Genomic DNA, 14709 nt, shown 5'->3' with positions numbered 1-14709 from the left:
GCCTACCGTCGATGTCGTGCTGACAATCGAGGACCTTCTTCCCGACCCCGACCGTTCCACGGTGGCGATCGAACCGGCCAGGCCGGTTTCAGGCCACTGGGCGGGCGCCCCCAGCGCGGTGGCGAGCGACGGGCTGATCTACCTTGCCTACCGGCTGCGCAGGCCGGTCGGCGAGGGGCGCGGTTACGCGGTCGTCGTCGCCAGATCGGAGGACGGCGAGCGCTTCGAGACCCTGCTCACGATCCACCAGCAGGAGATGGACACCGAGTCCCTGGAGCGTCCGACGCTGGTGCGCACCCCCGGGGGCCGCTGGCGGCTCTATCTCAGCTGCGCCACCCACGGCACCAAGCACTGGCGGGTCGAGGTGCTGGAGGCCGACGATCCGGCCGGATTCGACCCCGCCCATCGCCGGGTCGTGCTCCCTGGCGACCCCAAGACCGGCGTCAAGGACCCCGTGATCGTACGGCGAGGCGACGTGTGGCACCTGTGGGCCTCCTGCCACCCCCTGGCGGAGCCGGAGGAGGCCGACCAGATGGTGAGCGACTACGCCACCAGCGCCGACGGGATCGAGTGGACCTGGCAGGGCACGGCGCTCAGCGGGAGGCCGGGTTTCTGGGACGCCCGCGGTGCCAGGATCTCCGCGGTCCGCTTCCTGGGCGGCCAGGTCGTCGCCCTGTACGACGGCCGGGCGACGGCCGGGGAGAACTACGAGGAGAAGACGGGGGTCGCGGTCGGCACCGACCCGGCCGAGCTGGCTCCCGTCGGCACCGAACCCGCCGCGGCCTCCCCGCACGCGGGCGGCGGCCTGCGCTACATGGAGATCGTGGACCTGCCGGACGGCGGGCGGCGGCTCTACTACGAGTACACCCGTGCGGACGGCGCGCACGAGCTGCGTACCGAACTGCGCTGACGCGCCCCTCATCGGGCGGGCCGGAGGCCGGTGCCGGGAGACGGGCACCGGCCCGGCTCATGCCTGCGGACGCCCGTTGCGGGCCTGGCGCTGTCCGGCGGGGCGGGTGCCGACCAGACCGCCCGACCGCTCGCGGGGGAGCAGCCAGTCGCTGAAGTCCTCTCCGGTCACTTCCTGTAGCAACGAGACGTCGTCGGCGAAGTGACCGATCAGCTGCTCGCGTTGCTCCCAGGTCAGCGGCTGCCTTGAGCGGGCGCGCTGCTGCAGCCGCCGCTCCAGCGGATCGGTCAGGGCGCCGCTCACCTGTGCCGGCAGGAAGCGGCCGACGGCCGCTCCGGCCCGCAGTGCCCGCGACAGCAGTTGGTGGCCGCGCGTCGGCTCAGGATGGGCGGTCACGTTCTCCCTCGGAACCTCGGTGACGACGCCGGGCTCGACGCCCAGGAAGCGGCAGATCCTGTCGAGGGTCTCGACCGGCCTGTCGACCAGGTCCCGGTAACGGAAGATCAACACCTGCTCACGGGGGAACAGGGTGAACAGGTGCTCTAGCTGCTCGCCGTAACGGCCGAGAGCGAGATAGTGCCAGAACGGGGCCCAACCCGCTGCGATCCGCCGTTCCTCCTCCGCGCAGGCCCGCACCACGTCGCCGATCGGCTCGAGTCCGGCGGACCACAGGTGTGTCCAGTTTGAGTGTGCCCGCTCGACCGGGTCGCGCAGTGCCGCGATCAGCTTGACCTCGGGGATCGCGGCCCTGATGCGCTGCTGGGCGGCCAGGTCGTACAGGTAGAACGGGGTGGACTCGCCGGTCGGCGTGCCCGGTGGCGCGCCCGCGAACAGTGTCTCGTAGTCCTCACGCCGCCAGACGTGCTCGCGGTAGGTCTGGGCGTCGCCAGGGCCGCCCCTGGTCGGGGGTGGCCCGTCGCTGAGGAAGAACTTCGGCTCCTTCACCGGTGAGAGGAGGAGCCCCGGATGACGCGACAGCGCGGCGTGCAGGGCCGTCGTCCCGGCTTTCGGGGCACCGATCGTGAGGAAGTCTGGCAGCGGCATCTTTTATTACCCTTAATCCCTACTGCTTTTATGGTAAATATAGCCCTTCCTGTGGCAAAGACAAGCGTCCGGCGCCGGGTAAGCGCCGCGCCTGGATGGATCTTCGGGTCAAGAGGACTCCGGCGGCCGTTGTGGGATGCGCCGGGCACGGGGCGGCGATGTCGTCTCGCCTCGCGCTGTGGGGCCCGGCGCGCTCCCGGATCGTCGTCGTCGCGGGAGCGCCAAGCCTGTGATGAACCCCCAGGATACCCGGTCATCCCTCGGCCGGTTTTGGGGCGCTGTGCCGAGGGGCGCCGCCGTACCGGGGAGGCGGAGCACTGTCGTCGCCCGGATGGCCGTCGGCCGCGGGTATGACTACCCTGGCCGCCATGACCGTGTCGGAGCCCTGGACGGTCGGCGTGCTCATCGCCGACGACGACCCGCTGGTGCGCGCGGGCCTGTCGATGATGCTGCGCGGCGCCCCCGACATCCGGGTGGTCGCGGAGGCCGGTGACGGCACCGAGGTGCTGCCCCTGGTCGATCGGCACGCCCCCGACGTGGTCCTGATGGACATCCGGATGCCCGCGATGGATGGGCTGGCCGCGACCGAGGTCCTGCGCGCCCGCAGGCGCGCGCCCGAGGTCATCGTCCTGACCACCTTCGACGCCGACGAACACGTCCTGCGCGCGCTGCGCGCCGGAGCGGCGGGGTTCTTACTGAAGGACACCCCGCCGGCCGAGATCGTGGCCGCGGTGCGTCAGGTGGCCCTGGGGTACCCGGTCCTGTCTCCCTCGGTGACCAGACGCCTCATCGCCCGGGTCGCGGACGCGGGCCACGACCGGCGCCGCGCCCGGGCGCTGGAGCGCCTCGCGCTGCTGAACGACCGCGAGCGCGAGGTTGCCGTCGCCCTCGGCCGTGGCAGGTCGAACGCCGAGATCGGGCTCCTGCTCCACCTCAGCGTCCCCACGATCAAGACTCACGTCTCCGGCATCCTCACCAAGCTCGGCCTCAACAACCGCGTTCAGATCGCGTTGCTCGCCCATGAGGCGGGGCTGTTGGACGACCAGGAGTGAACACCCGGCCGGCGGCCCTCAGCGGCCGCGGATGAACGGCCTCTCCCGGGAGGCGGCGACGGCGGCGAAGCCGTAGCGGAGCATCGCCGATTCGTACTCGGCCTTGGCCGCTCCGAGCGGGACGCCGTGCTCGGTGACGAAGATCAGCGTGTGGCGGAGGAGCTCGGCACGGACACCGCGGGCATGACCAGGCTGCTCGACCGGCTCGAGGCCAAGCAGCTCATCCCCGCGGGCCCCGGGCTGACAGGCGCCTCCGTCGCCCTCGCGCGAATCTACTATGTAAAGGGCGACGGCTGGTACGGCGCTCCCATACCGTAAGGAACAACCAACCTGCGAGGAGAGAACAACAGTGGCACGCGAAGCCGTCTGGGCGGTCATCACCGCGATGTATGACGCTTACCAGCGCGGCGACCGGGCGGGGATCGACCGGCTGCTGCACCCTGAGGCGACCATCTGGGACTCGGCGGACCCGGTGCTGATCACCAGCAGGGAGCAACTGGAGAAGGTCCGCGACGCCCGGCCTGAGGACGGCCCCGCGGAGACCGGTGTGCGCGCCTACGATGAGGTCGTCGACGTCTGGCACGACACGGCGCTCGCCAGATACCTGCTGCGCGTCGATTTCACCGAGGGCGAGCCGGAGATCGTGCGCACGACCGCCGTGCTGCGGCTGAGCGACGGCGAATGGCTTATCGTGCACATCCACGAGAACATGGTCTGACCTGCGGTTGTGCTCGATCGGTGGTGAGTGGTCCCCTGGCGGTCAGGCGCGGGGTCTGAGCTGTCGGAGGGTGTAGCCGTTGCCTGCCGGGTCTAGGGACCTGGTGGCCTGCTTGAAAAGATACTCGGCCCGCTCGTAGGACAGGCGGCCGCGGCCCGTTTCCGGGCACAGGTCGGCCCGCGACGGCATCCGGGACGGCCCCGGCCGCCGGTCGGCGAGGAACAGCGGGCCCCGGCTCCGGCCGGCCACCAGATCGGGGAGAAGCCGGGCGGTCCCGGAACGCCAGCTCACCCAGGTGCCGCCCGCGCGGGCCCGGCGGTCGTCCAGGTCCAGGTTCTCGACGTTCAGCGACAGGACGGCCGTCACCCCGGCCGCGGACTCGTGCAGGAGCCGCCACAGGGTCCGCTCTCGCAGAGGCAGGTCGATACGGCTCCAGAGCGCCTCGAGCTGCGCCGGGCCGATCGTCTCCGCCCGGGGGCGGGTTTCGGCGCGCCGGCCGAGGGCCGCTGCGAGGTCGTCCAGGGATGCCCAGGCGCCGAACGACCGGACGGTCGACCGGTGCCGGTTCCAGGTTGTGGCCGCGGCCTCACCCCAGGCCATCGCGAACACCCGTGCCACCTGGCCGGAGGTCAGTGAGGTCAGCGGCAGCTGATCGCCCAGGGCCAGGCACAGGCGGCGCAGGGTCTGCCCGTACGAGCGGATCGTCTCGGCGTCCAGATCGTCACGTCCCAGGAAATCCCGAGCGGCCTGCGCGAGGGTGACCCCCGAAGCGCCGGGGACGGTGATCTCTCCGGCACGACGGCGCAGGAAGGCGCGTTCGGCGACGTTCCTGGTGAGAGAGGCGGCCCGCTCGAACTCAAGACGCGCCTCCGCATGCCGTCCCAACCGGATCAGCAGGTCGCCTCGGACGCCGGGAAGAAGGTGGTAGTCCCGTAACGTGGGATCGGCGGTCAACGAGTCGGCCAGGGCGAGCCCGGCCTCGGGACCGTAGGCCATCCCGACCGCCACAGCCCGGTTGAGCTGCACGACCGGTGTCGGCATCAGCCGGGCCAGTGCCTCGTACAGGGTCGCGATCTGCGCCCAGTCGGTGTCCTCTGGTGCCCGTGCCTGCGCGTGGCACACGGCGATCGCCGCCTGCAGCACGTACGGTCCCGGTGTGCCGCCGATCTCCCGCGCCCGTAGCATCGCGGTGAACCCACGGCGGATGAGCAACTGGTCCCAACGCCCCCGGTTCTGCTCCAGCAACTGGACGGGTTCCCCGGAGGGCCCGGTCCGCGCCGCCGAGCGGGATGCCTGGATCTCCATCAGCGCGACCAGCCCGTGCACCTCGGCCTCGTACGGCGCCAGCTCGGCCAGCAGTCGGCCGAGCCGCAGCGCCTCGAGACAGAGTCCAGGCCGCATCAGGTCATCTCCTGACGTCGCCGAATACCCCTCATTGAAGATCAGGTAAATGACCTCGAGCACCGACGATAGGCGCCCGGCCAGCTCCGAGTCGTCCGGCAGTTCGAAGGGCACCCGCTCCTCGGCCAGCGTCCGCTTCGCCTCGGCGATGCGCTGGGTGATCCTCGGCTCGTTGATCAGGAACGCTCGTGCGATCTCCGAGGCGGTCAGACCACCTACCAGGCGGAGCGTCAGGGCGACCCGCGCCTCGGTCGTGAGCGCCGGGTGGCAGGAGACGAACATCAGCCGCAGGATGTCGTCCCGCTCGGGATCCTGCGGCTGTTCCAGCTCGTGGGCGAGTTGCTCGTGCTTGCGCTCGAGACGCTGGGACCGCCGGATGCGGTCGATGGCGCGGCGTTTGGCGATGGCCGTCAGCCAGGCGCCGGGATTGTCCGGGACGCCCGACTCGGGCCACTGCTCGAGGGCGGAGACGAGCGCGTCCTGGGCCAGTTCCTCGGCGAGGCCGACGTCGTGCACCAGCCGGGTGAGCCCGGCGATGATCCTGGCCGACTCGAGCTTCCAGACTGCGTCGACCGTGCGATGGACGTCCGTCACGAACACGATGACAGCACCGTTCCGGGCTCGCTCGCAAACCGGGGCTGCCGTGCGGACGGGTCACCCGATCGGACGCCACGTCGCGGTACGTCTCGCTCGTGACGCTTACGAAGCACCCCGTGATCTACCTCAGAGCTACCGTAGGGCTACTGCAGGGCGTTGAGGAACCTCGCGGCGATCGGCGCGGCCACCGAGCCGCCGCTGCCGCCGTTCTGGACGAACACCGCGAAGGCCAGGGAGCCCCGGTAGCCGATGAACCAGGCGTGGGTCCTGCCTCCGGCCACCTCGGCGGTGCCTGTCTTGCCCGCGGTGCCCGGGGGCAGGCCCGCCTTGGCGGCGGTGCCCTGGGTGACCACGGCGTCCATCATCGTCCGCAAGTCCGAGGCCAGGTTCTCGTCCAGCGGCACGGCAGGTGGTGAGTCCGCCGGGGGTGCGGTCATGACGGCCGGTTTCCACACGCCAGAGGCGACCGCGGCGGCGACCTCTGCCATGCAGAGTGGGCTGGCCTGCACCGAGTTCTGCCCAATGGCGTCCGAGCCCAGCTCGTTCAGGTCGGTGTGCGCGTTGATCCGGCAGGAGCTCAGACCGGGCTTCTCCCTGAACCCGAAGCGGTCGGCGGCCTCGGCGCGCAGCCCGCCGTCGCGGAGCCGCTCGTAGGCCTGCTGGACGAAGGTGGTGTTGCAGGAAAGCGCGAAGGCCGTGGTGAGGGGGACGACGCCGTGGTCGGTGCCGTCGGCGTTCGTGAAGCCTCTGGCGTTGGGGATGGTGTAGGCGGCCGGGCAGCCGACCGGTGACTGCGGGGTGAGGCCGGTGCGGAGCAGCGCGGCGGCGGTCACCACCTTGAACGTCGAGCCGGGCGGGTAGAGGCCGTTGAACGCCCGTCTTCCGCCCAGCGTGTCGGCCACCGCACGCACCTGCCGGGTCTCGACGTCCACCGCCACGATCGCGGCCTGTCCCTGGAGACCGTCCAGGGCCCGGGCGGCGGCGGTCTGCACGGTCTGGGAGATCGTGCTGCGGGCGGGCGTTTCCGGTCGGGACGGGGAGGCCAGCAGTACCCGGCCCGAGGGAATCTCGCGCAGCGTCAGCTCGGTCGTCGTGCCGTCCAGCCCGGTGAAGTAGTCGCCTGCCCTGCTGTCGCGGGGGAAGGGCAGGCCCTCGCGGGTGAGCGTGGCCGGCCGCCTGACCCGGGTCTCCTTGAGCCGCAGGCCTTTTCCTTCGCCGAGCGAGGGATGCAGTGTCTGCGGAGTCCAGAGCACCTTCCAGCTTCCGGCCCGCCGCGCCAGGTGCAGGACCGAGGAGAACGGCCACCGGCCCAGTCCTGCGATCTCCCGCACTCCCTGGAAGGGCACCTCGGCTTCCAGGGCGTTCCGATGACGTGGCGTGCCCGGGGTGAGGGACAGCGAGGAGACCCGCAGCTCGGTGTCGAAGCGCCGGTGCCGTTCGGTGAAGTCGGCGGGGGGAGCGGAGACGAGGCCGGTCATCGTGGCGAGGTCACCGGCCTGCCACGCGGCGAAGTATCTCGCCGCGACCGGCTCCGGGCCTTCCTGCGGAGCCGGTACGGCCGGAGCCCCCGTGGACGCGAGCGGCACGGGAGAGAGTAGGGAGGAGGAGGTCGGCGCAGGCGGGGCGGGGGAGGCGTGGGACTGTGGGATCCCCGGCGCGGCGGTGGTGGGCACGGGGCCGGGGGTGCTGGCCCCGGCTGCCTCCGCCGGGAGGGTGTCTCCGGGAGAGGTTCCGCCGCCCGTGGCGACCACCATCCCGTACACGCCGAAGGCGGTGATCGCCAGGGCCAAGGCGATCAGCGCGAGAATCCACCGGCCTCGCATGCCGCTCACTCCCGGGGGTTCGACGGGTGCGCACCGGCGTCCTGCGGCCGCACCGCCCGCACCGAAAAGGAAACGGTCATTCTCCGGATCGGCGAGATGTTTGGAAAAGGTTTTCCCACCCTCATCGCCCCGGAACGGTTGCGCGTCCTTGATTGTGCACCATGTGCTGCGAAATCCATAATTCGAAGACCGTGTGAAATGTCGCCACGAACAAATCAGCTACCGAACGTGACCGATTCCCTGTGAATTCTGCGCCGATAACCCTTTCCGCAGAACCCGGTCGTCTCCTGGAAGGAGCGGGTTTCCCGTGCCCGGCGGGTTTCCCGGAGGCCACATGTCCCGGCGGCGTCCTTCGGAAGCCGAATCCGGCTGTCACGGCAGATGGCCTGACCGCGATCGTGGGCCGCTCCGCGTTCACGTTCACCGACCGGGAAAGGAAGGACATCCGGGCGGTGAAAGGGGTAACGCCCGAGCCGTGAAAGGGGTGGAGCCTGGACCGCGAAGGGGCGGGGCCTGGGGCGTGAAAGGGACGAAGCCGTAAAGGAATGCCGTCGTCCCGCGGCGGGACCCGGGTGCCGGAGACATCTGAGGGAATCCCGCGGACTTTCCACGTCGTGCTCATCACGGCACCTTCGCCGCGTTCTTGCGCACTCCCCGCGAGGACATGGCCGGGTTCGGCGCCGAGGAACCGCTTCTGGCCCGCGAGGCGACGCCGTCCCGGCCGTCCTCTTCCTTGAGGCGGGCGGCGGACCGGCGTCGTGAACCTCGGGATGGGTTTCGCTCAGCGGAAGTCGCCGACGTGTTCGGCCGCCCATTCCTCGAACGTCCGCGCGGGCGCCCCGGTGATCTCCTCGACCGTCGAGGTGACCGGAGCCTGCCCTGGGCGCCTCCCGGCGGCGGCCAGCAGAGCGTCGACCAGCGCGGGCGGCCAGCCGTCCGCGAGCATCTGCGGTCGCGCGACCTGTGCGGAGAGCTCCTCGAACCGCAGCGGGCGGCCGATGGCCTCCCCGATGGCACGCACCTGCTCGGCCCTGCTCAGCACTCGCGGCCCGGTCAGCAGGTGTTTCGCGCCCGCGTGCCCGTCCTCGGTCAGCGTGCGCACCGCCACGGCCGCGGTGTCGTGCTCGTGGATCACCGCCTTGGCCGCCGGGGCGATCCCGCGCACGACACCCGAGGCGCGGATCTGCCCGGCCCACCCCAGAGCGTTGCTCGCGAACGTGTCCGCCCGCAGGAAGGTCCACTCGAGGCCGGACTTCTCGATCAGGCGCTCCATGTCGGCGTGGAACTGGTTGATCGGGTCACTCTGGCGTTCCGCCTCCTCGTTCACGCCCGATGACGAGAGGTAGACGACGCGGCGGGCGTGCCTTCCGGCCACGTCCAGCACGGCGGGCGCCCCCTCGGCCGTGAGGAAGGGCCAGACCAGGAACACCGACTCGATCCCCGTGAGCGCGGCCTCCAGTGTGCCGGGCTCGGACAGGTCCCCCGCCACGACCTCGACCTCCCCGGGCAGCCTGGCCGACCTGGGATCGCGTGCCAGCGCGCGCACGGCGGCACCCGCGGCCAGAAGCTGGGCGACAACCTGCCTGCCGACGTTCCCGGTGGCCCCGGTGACCAGAATCATGAACCCTCCCTTGATCGTTGCGTAGGTTCCCTGTCGGCAACCGGCGCGGCTCGCGGTTGATTCCGGATCTCGTCGCGGATCCGCGGTCTTGACGCCGTCCTCGTCCACGGGGAGGAGCTCCTCGCCGCGCCGGTCCAGCCTCCCGGCGGCCTCCGTCACGTCGGCCCCGAACACCAGCGGCTCCGGCTTGCGGTGGCGCAGGTCGAACATCCGGTTCCGGCTGCCCTGTCCGGCCGCGGCAGCGCTCGCCGTCACTCAGAGGGCCTTGAAATCTACTTTGTAAAGGCGAGTAGCCTGGAGCGATGACCCAGCCGTACCTAACCCCGAAGGGCATCACCGAACACGAGATCGAAATCAAGCGGTCGAGGTTCGTCTGCACACTCGCCCCCGTGCGCTCAGAGGAGGAGGCGCGTGGGTTCGTCGCGGGCTGCAAGGCCCGTTACGCCGACGCCACTCACAATTGCTCGGCCTACGTGATCGGCGGAGACCGGCGGCTGCAGAAGGCCGACGACGACGGCGAGCCCGGCGGTACCGCGGGGACCCCGATGCTGGAGACCCTGCTGCGCCGGGGGCTCGGCGACGTGGTCGCGGTGGTCACCCGCTACTTCGGCGGGGTGAAGCTGGGCGCGGGCGGCCTGGTCAGGGCGTACGGCTCCGCCGTCGGCAAGACCCTGGACCTCGCGCCCCTGGCCGAGATGGTCCCGGCGAGGGTGATGACGGTGACCGTGGAGCACGTCCAGGCGGGACGCCTGGAGAACGACCTGCGTGCTTCGCCGTACGAGGTCAGGGAGGTCGGTTACGGCGCCGAGGTCGCCTTCCTGGTCGCGGTGCGCGAGCCGGACCTGGCTCTTTTCCCAGACTGGGTTGCCACGCTGACCGCGGGCAGGGCGGCGGTCGAGCCGGGGGAGACGGTCTACCTCAGGGGAGCGTGACCGGCCCCCCGGGGATCACGGTGCGTGGGGAGCGCTGTGGGATGGATCACGCCGAGAGCGGGAACCCGGGTGGCCCGGTTGTCCGCGGGCCGTCCGTGTGCGGGTGCCGATGACTTCGCCCGCCATGTTGAGGAAGGCCGGGCAGGGCCCTGACGTGCGGGAATCTCGGGAACGGGCAGGTGGCCGTGGTCGTGTGCCGAGGGGCTGAGGTTTTCCGCACCCCGGGTGCTGGGGTGTGGGGGATGTGGTTGCCGTGGTCTTCCTCATACCCGGCACATTCTGCTTTTTCTAGCCTTCTGGGCATGAGTTCAACGACTGCCGACGGAATCGCCGGGTGGGCGATCCATCTCATGGAGGCCCTCGGAGCGCCCGGCGCGGGGGTGGCGATCGCGCTGGAGAACCTGTTCCCGCCCCTGCCGAGTGAGGTGATCCTGCCGCTGGCGGGGTTCACCGCGAGCAAGGGGAACATGTCCCTGTTTGACGCCGTGCTCTGGACCACGTTCGGTTCGGTGGCCGGCGCCCTGGCGCTCTACGGGGTCGGGGCACTGCTGGGCCGTGAGCGGGTGGTGGCGATCGCGGCGAAGCTGCCGTTGGTCGACGTCTCCGACATCGAGAAAACCGAGGCGTGGTTTGCCAGGCACGGGAGGAAGACGGTGTTCTTCGGGCGGATGATCCCTATTTTCCGTAGCCTCATCTCGATTCCCGCCGGAGTCGAGCGCATGCCGCTGCCGGTCTTCACCCTGCTCACCACGCTGGGCAGCCTCATCTGGAACACCGCCTTCGTGATGGCCGGATACCTGCTGGGGGAGAATTGGTCGTTGGTCGAGGGGTACATGGGGATCGTCTCCAAGGTTGTGCTGGGCGTCGTCGTGCTCGCGGTGCTGGCCTTCGTGGCGATCCGGCTGGCGGGCAGGAACAAGGGCGGCCACCGCGTCCGGTGACGAGCCGGGGCGGGAGGAGCTGGACGGGGCGGCGAGCGGTGTGATGAGCGAGACGGGGAGCAGGCCGGTGGCCGGCACGGTCGGCGCGGTGGTACATGTGAGGCGGCCGGGGCGGGCACTGGCCGGGCTGGCACTGGGCGTCCTCACAGCGGTGGCCGGGTTGGTCTTCCTCCTGCTGGCCTGCCCGTTCCTGGCGCACCCCCGCACTCAGCGGCACGTGCTGGCGGCGGCCGTACGGCTCGCGGACGCCGAGGTGGCGAGACTGCGCCTGCTCGGCGGGGTCGAGGTTTCCGGCTACGACGGCCGGCGGGCGCTGCGCTACCTGCTGTGGCGCGGGCCCGTCGGGGCGCTGGGATGCCTGGTGCTGGTGCTGCTGGGGGCCGGGATCGTCACTGGGGCACAGCCGGCCTGGTAGTGGAGCGCGGGGGAGCCGTTCGACGGCATGCGGCCGACCGCCCTGCTTGTGCTCTATGTCGCCGTCGCCGGGCTGGCGCTGTCCTTTCTCGAGGTCATGGGGCTGATCGGACTCGTCGTCCTGGAGCGGCTGACCGCGCTGCGGACACTGGGCCCGAGTTCGACCGAGTTTCTCGAGCGCCGCATCGCCGAGCTGGCCGAGACCAGGGCGGGCATCGTGGCGGCTGTCGACTCCGAGCGCAGGCGGATCGAACGCGACCTTCACGACGGTGTGCAGCAACGCCTGGTCGCGCTGGCCATGCTGATCGGTCGTGCTTGCAGGGGGCGCTCTCCCGAGTTGCTCGACGAGTTGCTCGGTCAGGCCCACGATGAGGCGAGGCAGGCGCTCGGTGACCTGCGGGACGTGGCCTGGCGGGTCTACCCGACAGGCCTGGACTCCCTGGGGCTCAGAGATGCCCTCGCCACGGTCGCCGAGCGTGCTGGAGTTCCGGTCACGGTGTACTACGGTCTTCGGGAACGTCCCGCCGGCCAGGTGGAGACGGCGGCGTACTTCGTGACGTCTCGCAGAGCGCGGTCGAGAAGCACATCAATGCGATCTTCGACAAGCTGGGGCTGTTGCACGTCACGGGTTACAGCCGCCGGGTGCTCGCCGTGCTGCGCTATCTCGGTTCCTAGGCGCGGGGGCCGTACGGGCCGGGGGAGGTGTCCTTGGGCCGCTGCGTGGTGGCCGCGAGAAGTGTCTCCTGGGTCGCGTTCTTCATCGGCCCCTCCGGGGACGACTACTGACGAAGTGGCTGCAAGGCTTCGCTCCAGGCGACGACCTGGTCCAGCATGGCTGTGACCGCGTCCTTTTGGTGCGCCGCCGGATTCAGGACGCTGAAGTGCTCGAAGTCGGTGAACAGCGACAGCGCGACCTGGGCGCGCACATCGGCGACCTGAAGTTCGCCCATCACCAGCCGTAGGTGTTCCACCGCGCGGGTGCCGCCGGCGCTGCCGTAGCTGACGAACCCGGCCGCCTTGTTGTTCCACTCCGCGTGCAGGAAGTCGATCGCGTTCTTCAGCGCTCCCGACGTCGAGTGGTTGTACTCGGGTGTCACGAACACGTACCCGTCGAAGGAATCAATCGTCTCGGCCCAGGCCTTGGTGTGCGGGTGGCTGTACTGCCCCATCGCCGCTGGCATCGCCTCATCCAGATGCGGTAGGCCGAAATCTTTGAGATCCACCAGCTCGAACTCGGCGTCCTGGCGCTTGGTGGCGATGTCGTGCACCCAGCGGGCTACGGCCTCTCCGTTGCGCCCTGGCCGCGTGCTCCCGATGATGATCGCAATCTTGGTCATGACGATTCTCTTTCTTCGGACGCCGTGGTATCCGGGTCCGGGATGTTTGTGTTCAGGGGAAGATGGTGATCTTGCCGTGGGTCTGGCCCGCCTCGCTCCTGCGGTGGATCAGCGCGAGGTTGGGCAGCGGGTGGGATTCGGCGACGTCGACGATGAGCGCGCCGGCGTCGAGGAGTTCGACGATCTCGCCCAGTTGCTTGGCGTCGTTGCGGGCGACCATGTGGAGGGTGGTGACATCGGCGTCGGCGGGCGGTTCGACGGGGGTGGCGACGGAGACGATGATGCCGCCCGGCCGTAGGAGGGAGATTAGGCTCATCGCGGCCTCGGGGGAGATCGGAGCGAGGTTGACGACGGCATCGACCGGGCCGTCCAGTGCATCTGCGAGAGCGGTGGTCGTGTAGTCGATGATCTGGTCGGCGCCGTACTTGCGGACCGCCGCGGCGCTGCGGCCGCTGGCCGTGGCGACGACTGTCGCGCCGGCGTGCCTGGCGAGCTGGACGGCGAACACTCCCACGCCGCCGCCGGCGCCGTTGATGAGCACGCGCTGGCCTGCGGTGATGTGGGCGTGCTCGAACAGCACCTGCCAGGCGGTGAGCGCGGCGACCGGGATCGTGGCCGCGTCGGCCAGGGGAACCGTGGCAGGCGCCTTGGCCAGCACGCGGGCCGGGGCGGCGACGTATTCGGCTGCGGCGCCGCCCGCGTCGAGACGGCCGATGACCCGGTCGCCCACGGCCAACCCCTCCACGTTGTCGCTGACCTCGGCGATTGTGCCGGAGACGTCCCAGCCGAGGATGTAGGGCAGGTCCACCGGCAGCGCGGCTCGCAGCATCCCCGACCGCAGCGCCGTCTCCGAAGGATTGAACGAGGTGGCGGCGACCCGGATCAGGACCTCGCCCGGGCCGGGCGCGGGCCGCGGTACTTTTTCGTATCGGATGACGGAGGCGTCGCCGTACTCATGGATGCGGGCGGCCTTCATGGTGTCGCGGAACTCGTCCGCGTGGTCGGTCACCCAGGTGCGGAACGTGCGTGCCGGGGCTCCGGTGACCTCTGCCACCGTGGCCGTGGTCGCCTTCGGGCCGGTCACCATCTCGGCCTGGGCCTGGAGGATGCCGTCCACGGCCGCGGGTGGCCAGCCTCGGGTGAGCATCTGCTGCCGCGCGGTCTGCGGCGAGGTCTCCTCCCAGTGCACTGGGTGGCCGATCATCTCCCCGATGATGCTCGCCTGCTCGGCCTGGGTCAGTATCTCGGGCCCGGTCAGCTCATAGATCGCGCCGTTGTGCCCGTCGCCGACGAGTGCGTGCACCGTGACCGCCGCGAGGTCTCGCTCGTGCAGCGGGGGCATGGCGGCCGCGCCGTACGGCTCACGCACGACTGCCTCGGTGCGGATCTGCCCGGCCCATCGCAGAGCGTTGGCCGCGAAGGCGTGCGGTCGTAGGAATGTCCATTCCAGCCCAGACCGCTCGATTAGCTGCTCGATCTGTTGTTCGTAGCCGCGTACGGCCGCCGAGGACAGGTAGACGACGCGGCGGGCATGCGCGGCGATCACCTCCAGAACCGCGGGCATCCCCTCAGCCGTAGCGAATGGCCAGAGGAAAAACACGGCCTCGATCCCATTCAGGGGCGCGTGCAGGGTGTCCGGATCGGCCAGGTCGCCACGTACGACCTCGACGCCGTCCGGAAGGCCGGCCGCTTCGAGATCGCGGGCCAGCGCGCGAACCTCGGCCCCCGCCTCCAGTAGCTGAGCCACGACCTGCCGGCCGATCGTGCCGGTCGCCCCGATCACCAGAATCTTGCGTTGCTTCGGCATGAAAGACTCCCAGTGGTTGACCAGTTCGTGTGTGCTTAACCCTATGGGGATGAAGAGAGACACCCAATGCGTTGAAATCTCGTATTTATACGTGTTCGTCTTCATGGAGCCG

Annotated in this window: 13 protein-coding genes and 2 pseudogenes; 9 read left to right on the top strand and 6 right to left on the bottom strand. The window is 70.2% G+C overall.

Annotated elements, in window-relative coordinates:
* Window positions 1–16 precede the first annotated feature (16 nt).
* Window positions 17–910, top strand: a complete 894-nt coding sequence (locus tag AB0395_RS08125) for a hypothetical protein (RefSeq protein ID WP_366278181.1) — start codon at window positions 17–19, stop codon at window positions 908–910.
* A gap of 57 nt (window positions 911–967) precedes the next feature.
* On the opposite strand, the gene AB0395_RS08120 is transcribed toward AB0395_RS08125, so the two are convergent.
* Complete coding sequence (locus AB0395_RS08120) at window positions 968–1954, bottom strand: sulfotransferase (RefSeq protein WP_366278179.1); 987 nt, start codon at window positions 1952–1954, stop codon at window positions 968–970.
* 368 nt (window positions 1955–2322) lie between these two features.
* Here AB0395_RS08120 and AB0395_RS08115 point away from each other — a divergent pair, with 368 nt between their 5' ends.
* The 3 genes from AB0395_RS08115 (at window position 2323) to AB0395_RS08105 (ending at window position 3724) form a co-directional block, all read left to right on the top strand.
* Complete coding sequence (locus AB0395_RS08115; protein WP_366278177.1) at window positions 2323–3006, top strand: response regulator transcription factor; 684 nt, start codon at window positions 2323–2325, stop codon at window positions 3004–3006.
* 150 nt (window positions 3007–3156) lie between these two features.
* Window positions 3157–3324, top strand: a complete 168-nt coding sequence (locus tag AB0395_RS08110; RefSeq protein WP_366278176.1) for a hypothetical protein — start codon at window positions 3157–3159, stop codon at window positions 3322–3324.
* Window positions 3325–3355: 31 nt separating this feature from the next.
* Window positions 3356–3724, top strand: a complete 369-nt coding sequence (locus AB0395_RS08105; protein WP_366278175.1) for a nuclear transport factor 2 family protein — start codon at window positions 3356–3358, stop codon at window positions 3722–3724.
* A gap of 42 nt (window positions 3725–3766) precedes the next feature.
* Here AB0395_RS08105 and AB0395_RS08100 read toward each other — a convergent pair whose 3' ends face one another.
* The 3 genes from AB0395_RS08100 to AB0395_RS08090 all read right to left on the bottom strand — a co-directional run bounded on the left by AB0395_RS08100 (window position 3767) and on the right by AB0395_RS08090 (window position 9421).
* Window positions 3767–5719 carry a sigma-70 family RNA polymerase sigma factor gene (locus tag AB0395_RS08100; RefSeq protein ID WP_366278174.1) on the bottom strand — a complete coding sequence of 651 codons (1953 nt, stop codon included), beginning with the start codon at window positions 5717–5719 and terminating at the stop codon, window positions 3767–3769.
* 146 nt (window positions 5720–5865) lie between these two features.
* Window positions 5866–7545, bottom strand: a complete 1680-nt coding sequence (locus tag AB0395_RS08095) for a penicillin-binding transpeptidase domain-containing protein (protein WP_366278173.1) — start codon at window positions 7543–7545, stop codon at window positions 5866–5868.
* 781 nt (window positions 7546–8326) lie between these two features.
* The gene (locus tag AB0395_RS08090) at window positions 8327–9421 is read right to left on the bottom strand and encodes an NAD(P)H-binding protein (protein WP_366278171.1); all 1095 of its coding nucleotides are present in this window, start codon (window positions 9419–9421) and stop codon (window positions 8327–8329) included.
* A gap of 47 nt (window positions 9422–9468) precedes the next feature.
* Here AB0395_RS08090 and AB0395_RS08085 point away from each other — a divergent pair, with 47 nt between their 5' ends.
* The 5 genes and pseudogenes from AB0395_RS08085 to AB0395_RS08065 all read left to right on the top strand — a co-directional run.
* A complete protein-coding gene (locus AB0395_RS08085; protein WP_366278169.1) occupies window positions 9469–10098 on the top strand; it encodes a YigZ family protein in 630 nt (209 codons plus the stop codon).
* A gap of 302 nt (window positions 10099–10400) precedes the next feature.
* Window positions 10401–11039, top strand: a complete 639-nt coding sequence (locus AB0395_RS08080) for a DedA family protein (protein WP_366278167.1) — start codon at window positions 10401–10403, stop codon at window positions 11037–11039.
* Window positions 11040–11082: 43 nt separating this feature from the next.
* Window positions 11083–11454 (top strand): hypothetical protein, encoded by a 372-nt coding sequence (locus AB0395_RS08075; RefSeq protein WP_366278166.1) that lies wholly within the window; start codon window positions 11083–11085, stop codon window positions 11452–11454.
* Window positions 11455–11481: 27 nt separating this feature from the next.
* Window positions 11482–11871, top strand: a pseudogene (locus tag AB0395_RS08070) (histidine kinase dimerization/phosphoacceptor domain-containing protein); the annotation flags it as partial.
* A gap of 140 nt (window positions 11872–12011) precedes the next feature.
* A pseudogene (locus tag AB0395_RS08065) lies at window positions 12012–12128 on the top strand (DNA-binding response regulator); the annotation flags it as partial.
* Window positions 12129–12232: 104 nt separating this feature from the next.
* Here the strand turns inward: AB0395_RS08065 and AB0395_RS08060 are convergent.
* Together AB0395_RS08060 and AB0395_RS08055 are read right to left on the bottom strand one after the other, a co-directional pair.
* A complete protein-coding gene (locus AB0395_RS08060; RefSeq protein ID WP_366278164.1) occupies window positions 12233–12790 on the bottom strand; it encodes an NAD(P)H-dependent oxidoreductase in 558 nt (185 codons plus the stop codon).
* Window positions 12791–12842: 52 nt separating this feature from the next.
* Complete coding sequence (locus AB0395_RS08055; protein WP_366278163.1) at window positions 12843–14597, bottom strand: NAD(P)H-binding protein; 1755 nt, start codon at window positions 14595–14597, stop codon at window positions 12843–12845.
* Window positions 14598–14709 lie beyond the last annotated feature (112 nt).

Origin of the sequence: Streptosporangium sp. NPDC051023, from assembly GCF_040689595.1 — a bacterium.
GTDB lineage: Bacteria > Actinomycetota > Actinomycetes > Streptosporangiales > Streptosporangiaceae > Streptosporangium.
Note: the sequence above shows the minus strand (reverse complement) of the source record. Positions and strands in the feature narration are given on the sequence as shown.

Excerpts from the sequence above, each read along its gene's own strand:
- AB0395_RS08055 (WP_366278163.1), bottom strand. The coding sequence starts at position 14,597 with ATGCCGAAGCAACGCAAGATTCTGGTGATCGGGGCGACCGGCACGATC.
- AB0395_RS08085 (WP_366278169.1), top strand. The coding sequence starts at position 9,469 with ATGACCCAGCCGTACCTAACCCCGAAGGGCATCACCGAACACGAGATC.
- AB0395_RS08060 (WP_366278164.1), bottom strand. The coding sequence starts at position 12,790 with ATGACCAAGATTGCGATCATCATCGGGAGCACGCGGCCAGGGCGCAAC.
- AB0395_RS08095 (WP_366278173.1), bottom strand. The coding sequence starts at position 7,545 with ATGCGAGGCCGGTGGATTCTCGCGCTGATCGCCTTGGCCCTGGCGATC.
- AB0395_RS08115 (WP_366278177.1), top strand. The coding sequence starts at position 2,323 with ATGACCGTGTCGGAGCCCTGGACGGTCGGCGTGCTCATCGCCGACGAC.
- AB0395_RS08080 (WP_366278167.1), top strand. The coding sequence starts at position 10,401 with ATGAGTTCAACGACTGCCGACGGAATCGCCGGGTGGGCGATCCATCTC.
- AB0395_RS08120 (WP_366278179.1), bottom strand. The coding sequence starts at position 1,954 with ATGCCGCTGCCAGACTTCCTCACGATCGGTGCCCCGAAAGCCGGGACG.
- AB0395_RS08075 (WP_366278166.1), top strand. The coding sequence starts at position 11,083 with ATGAGCGAGACGGGGAGCAGGCCGGTGGCCGGCACGGTCGGCGCGGTG.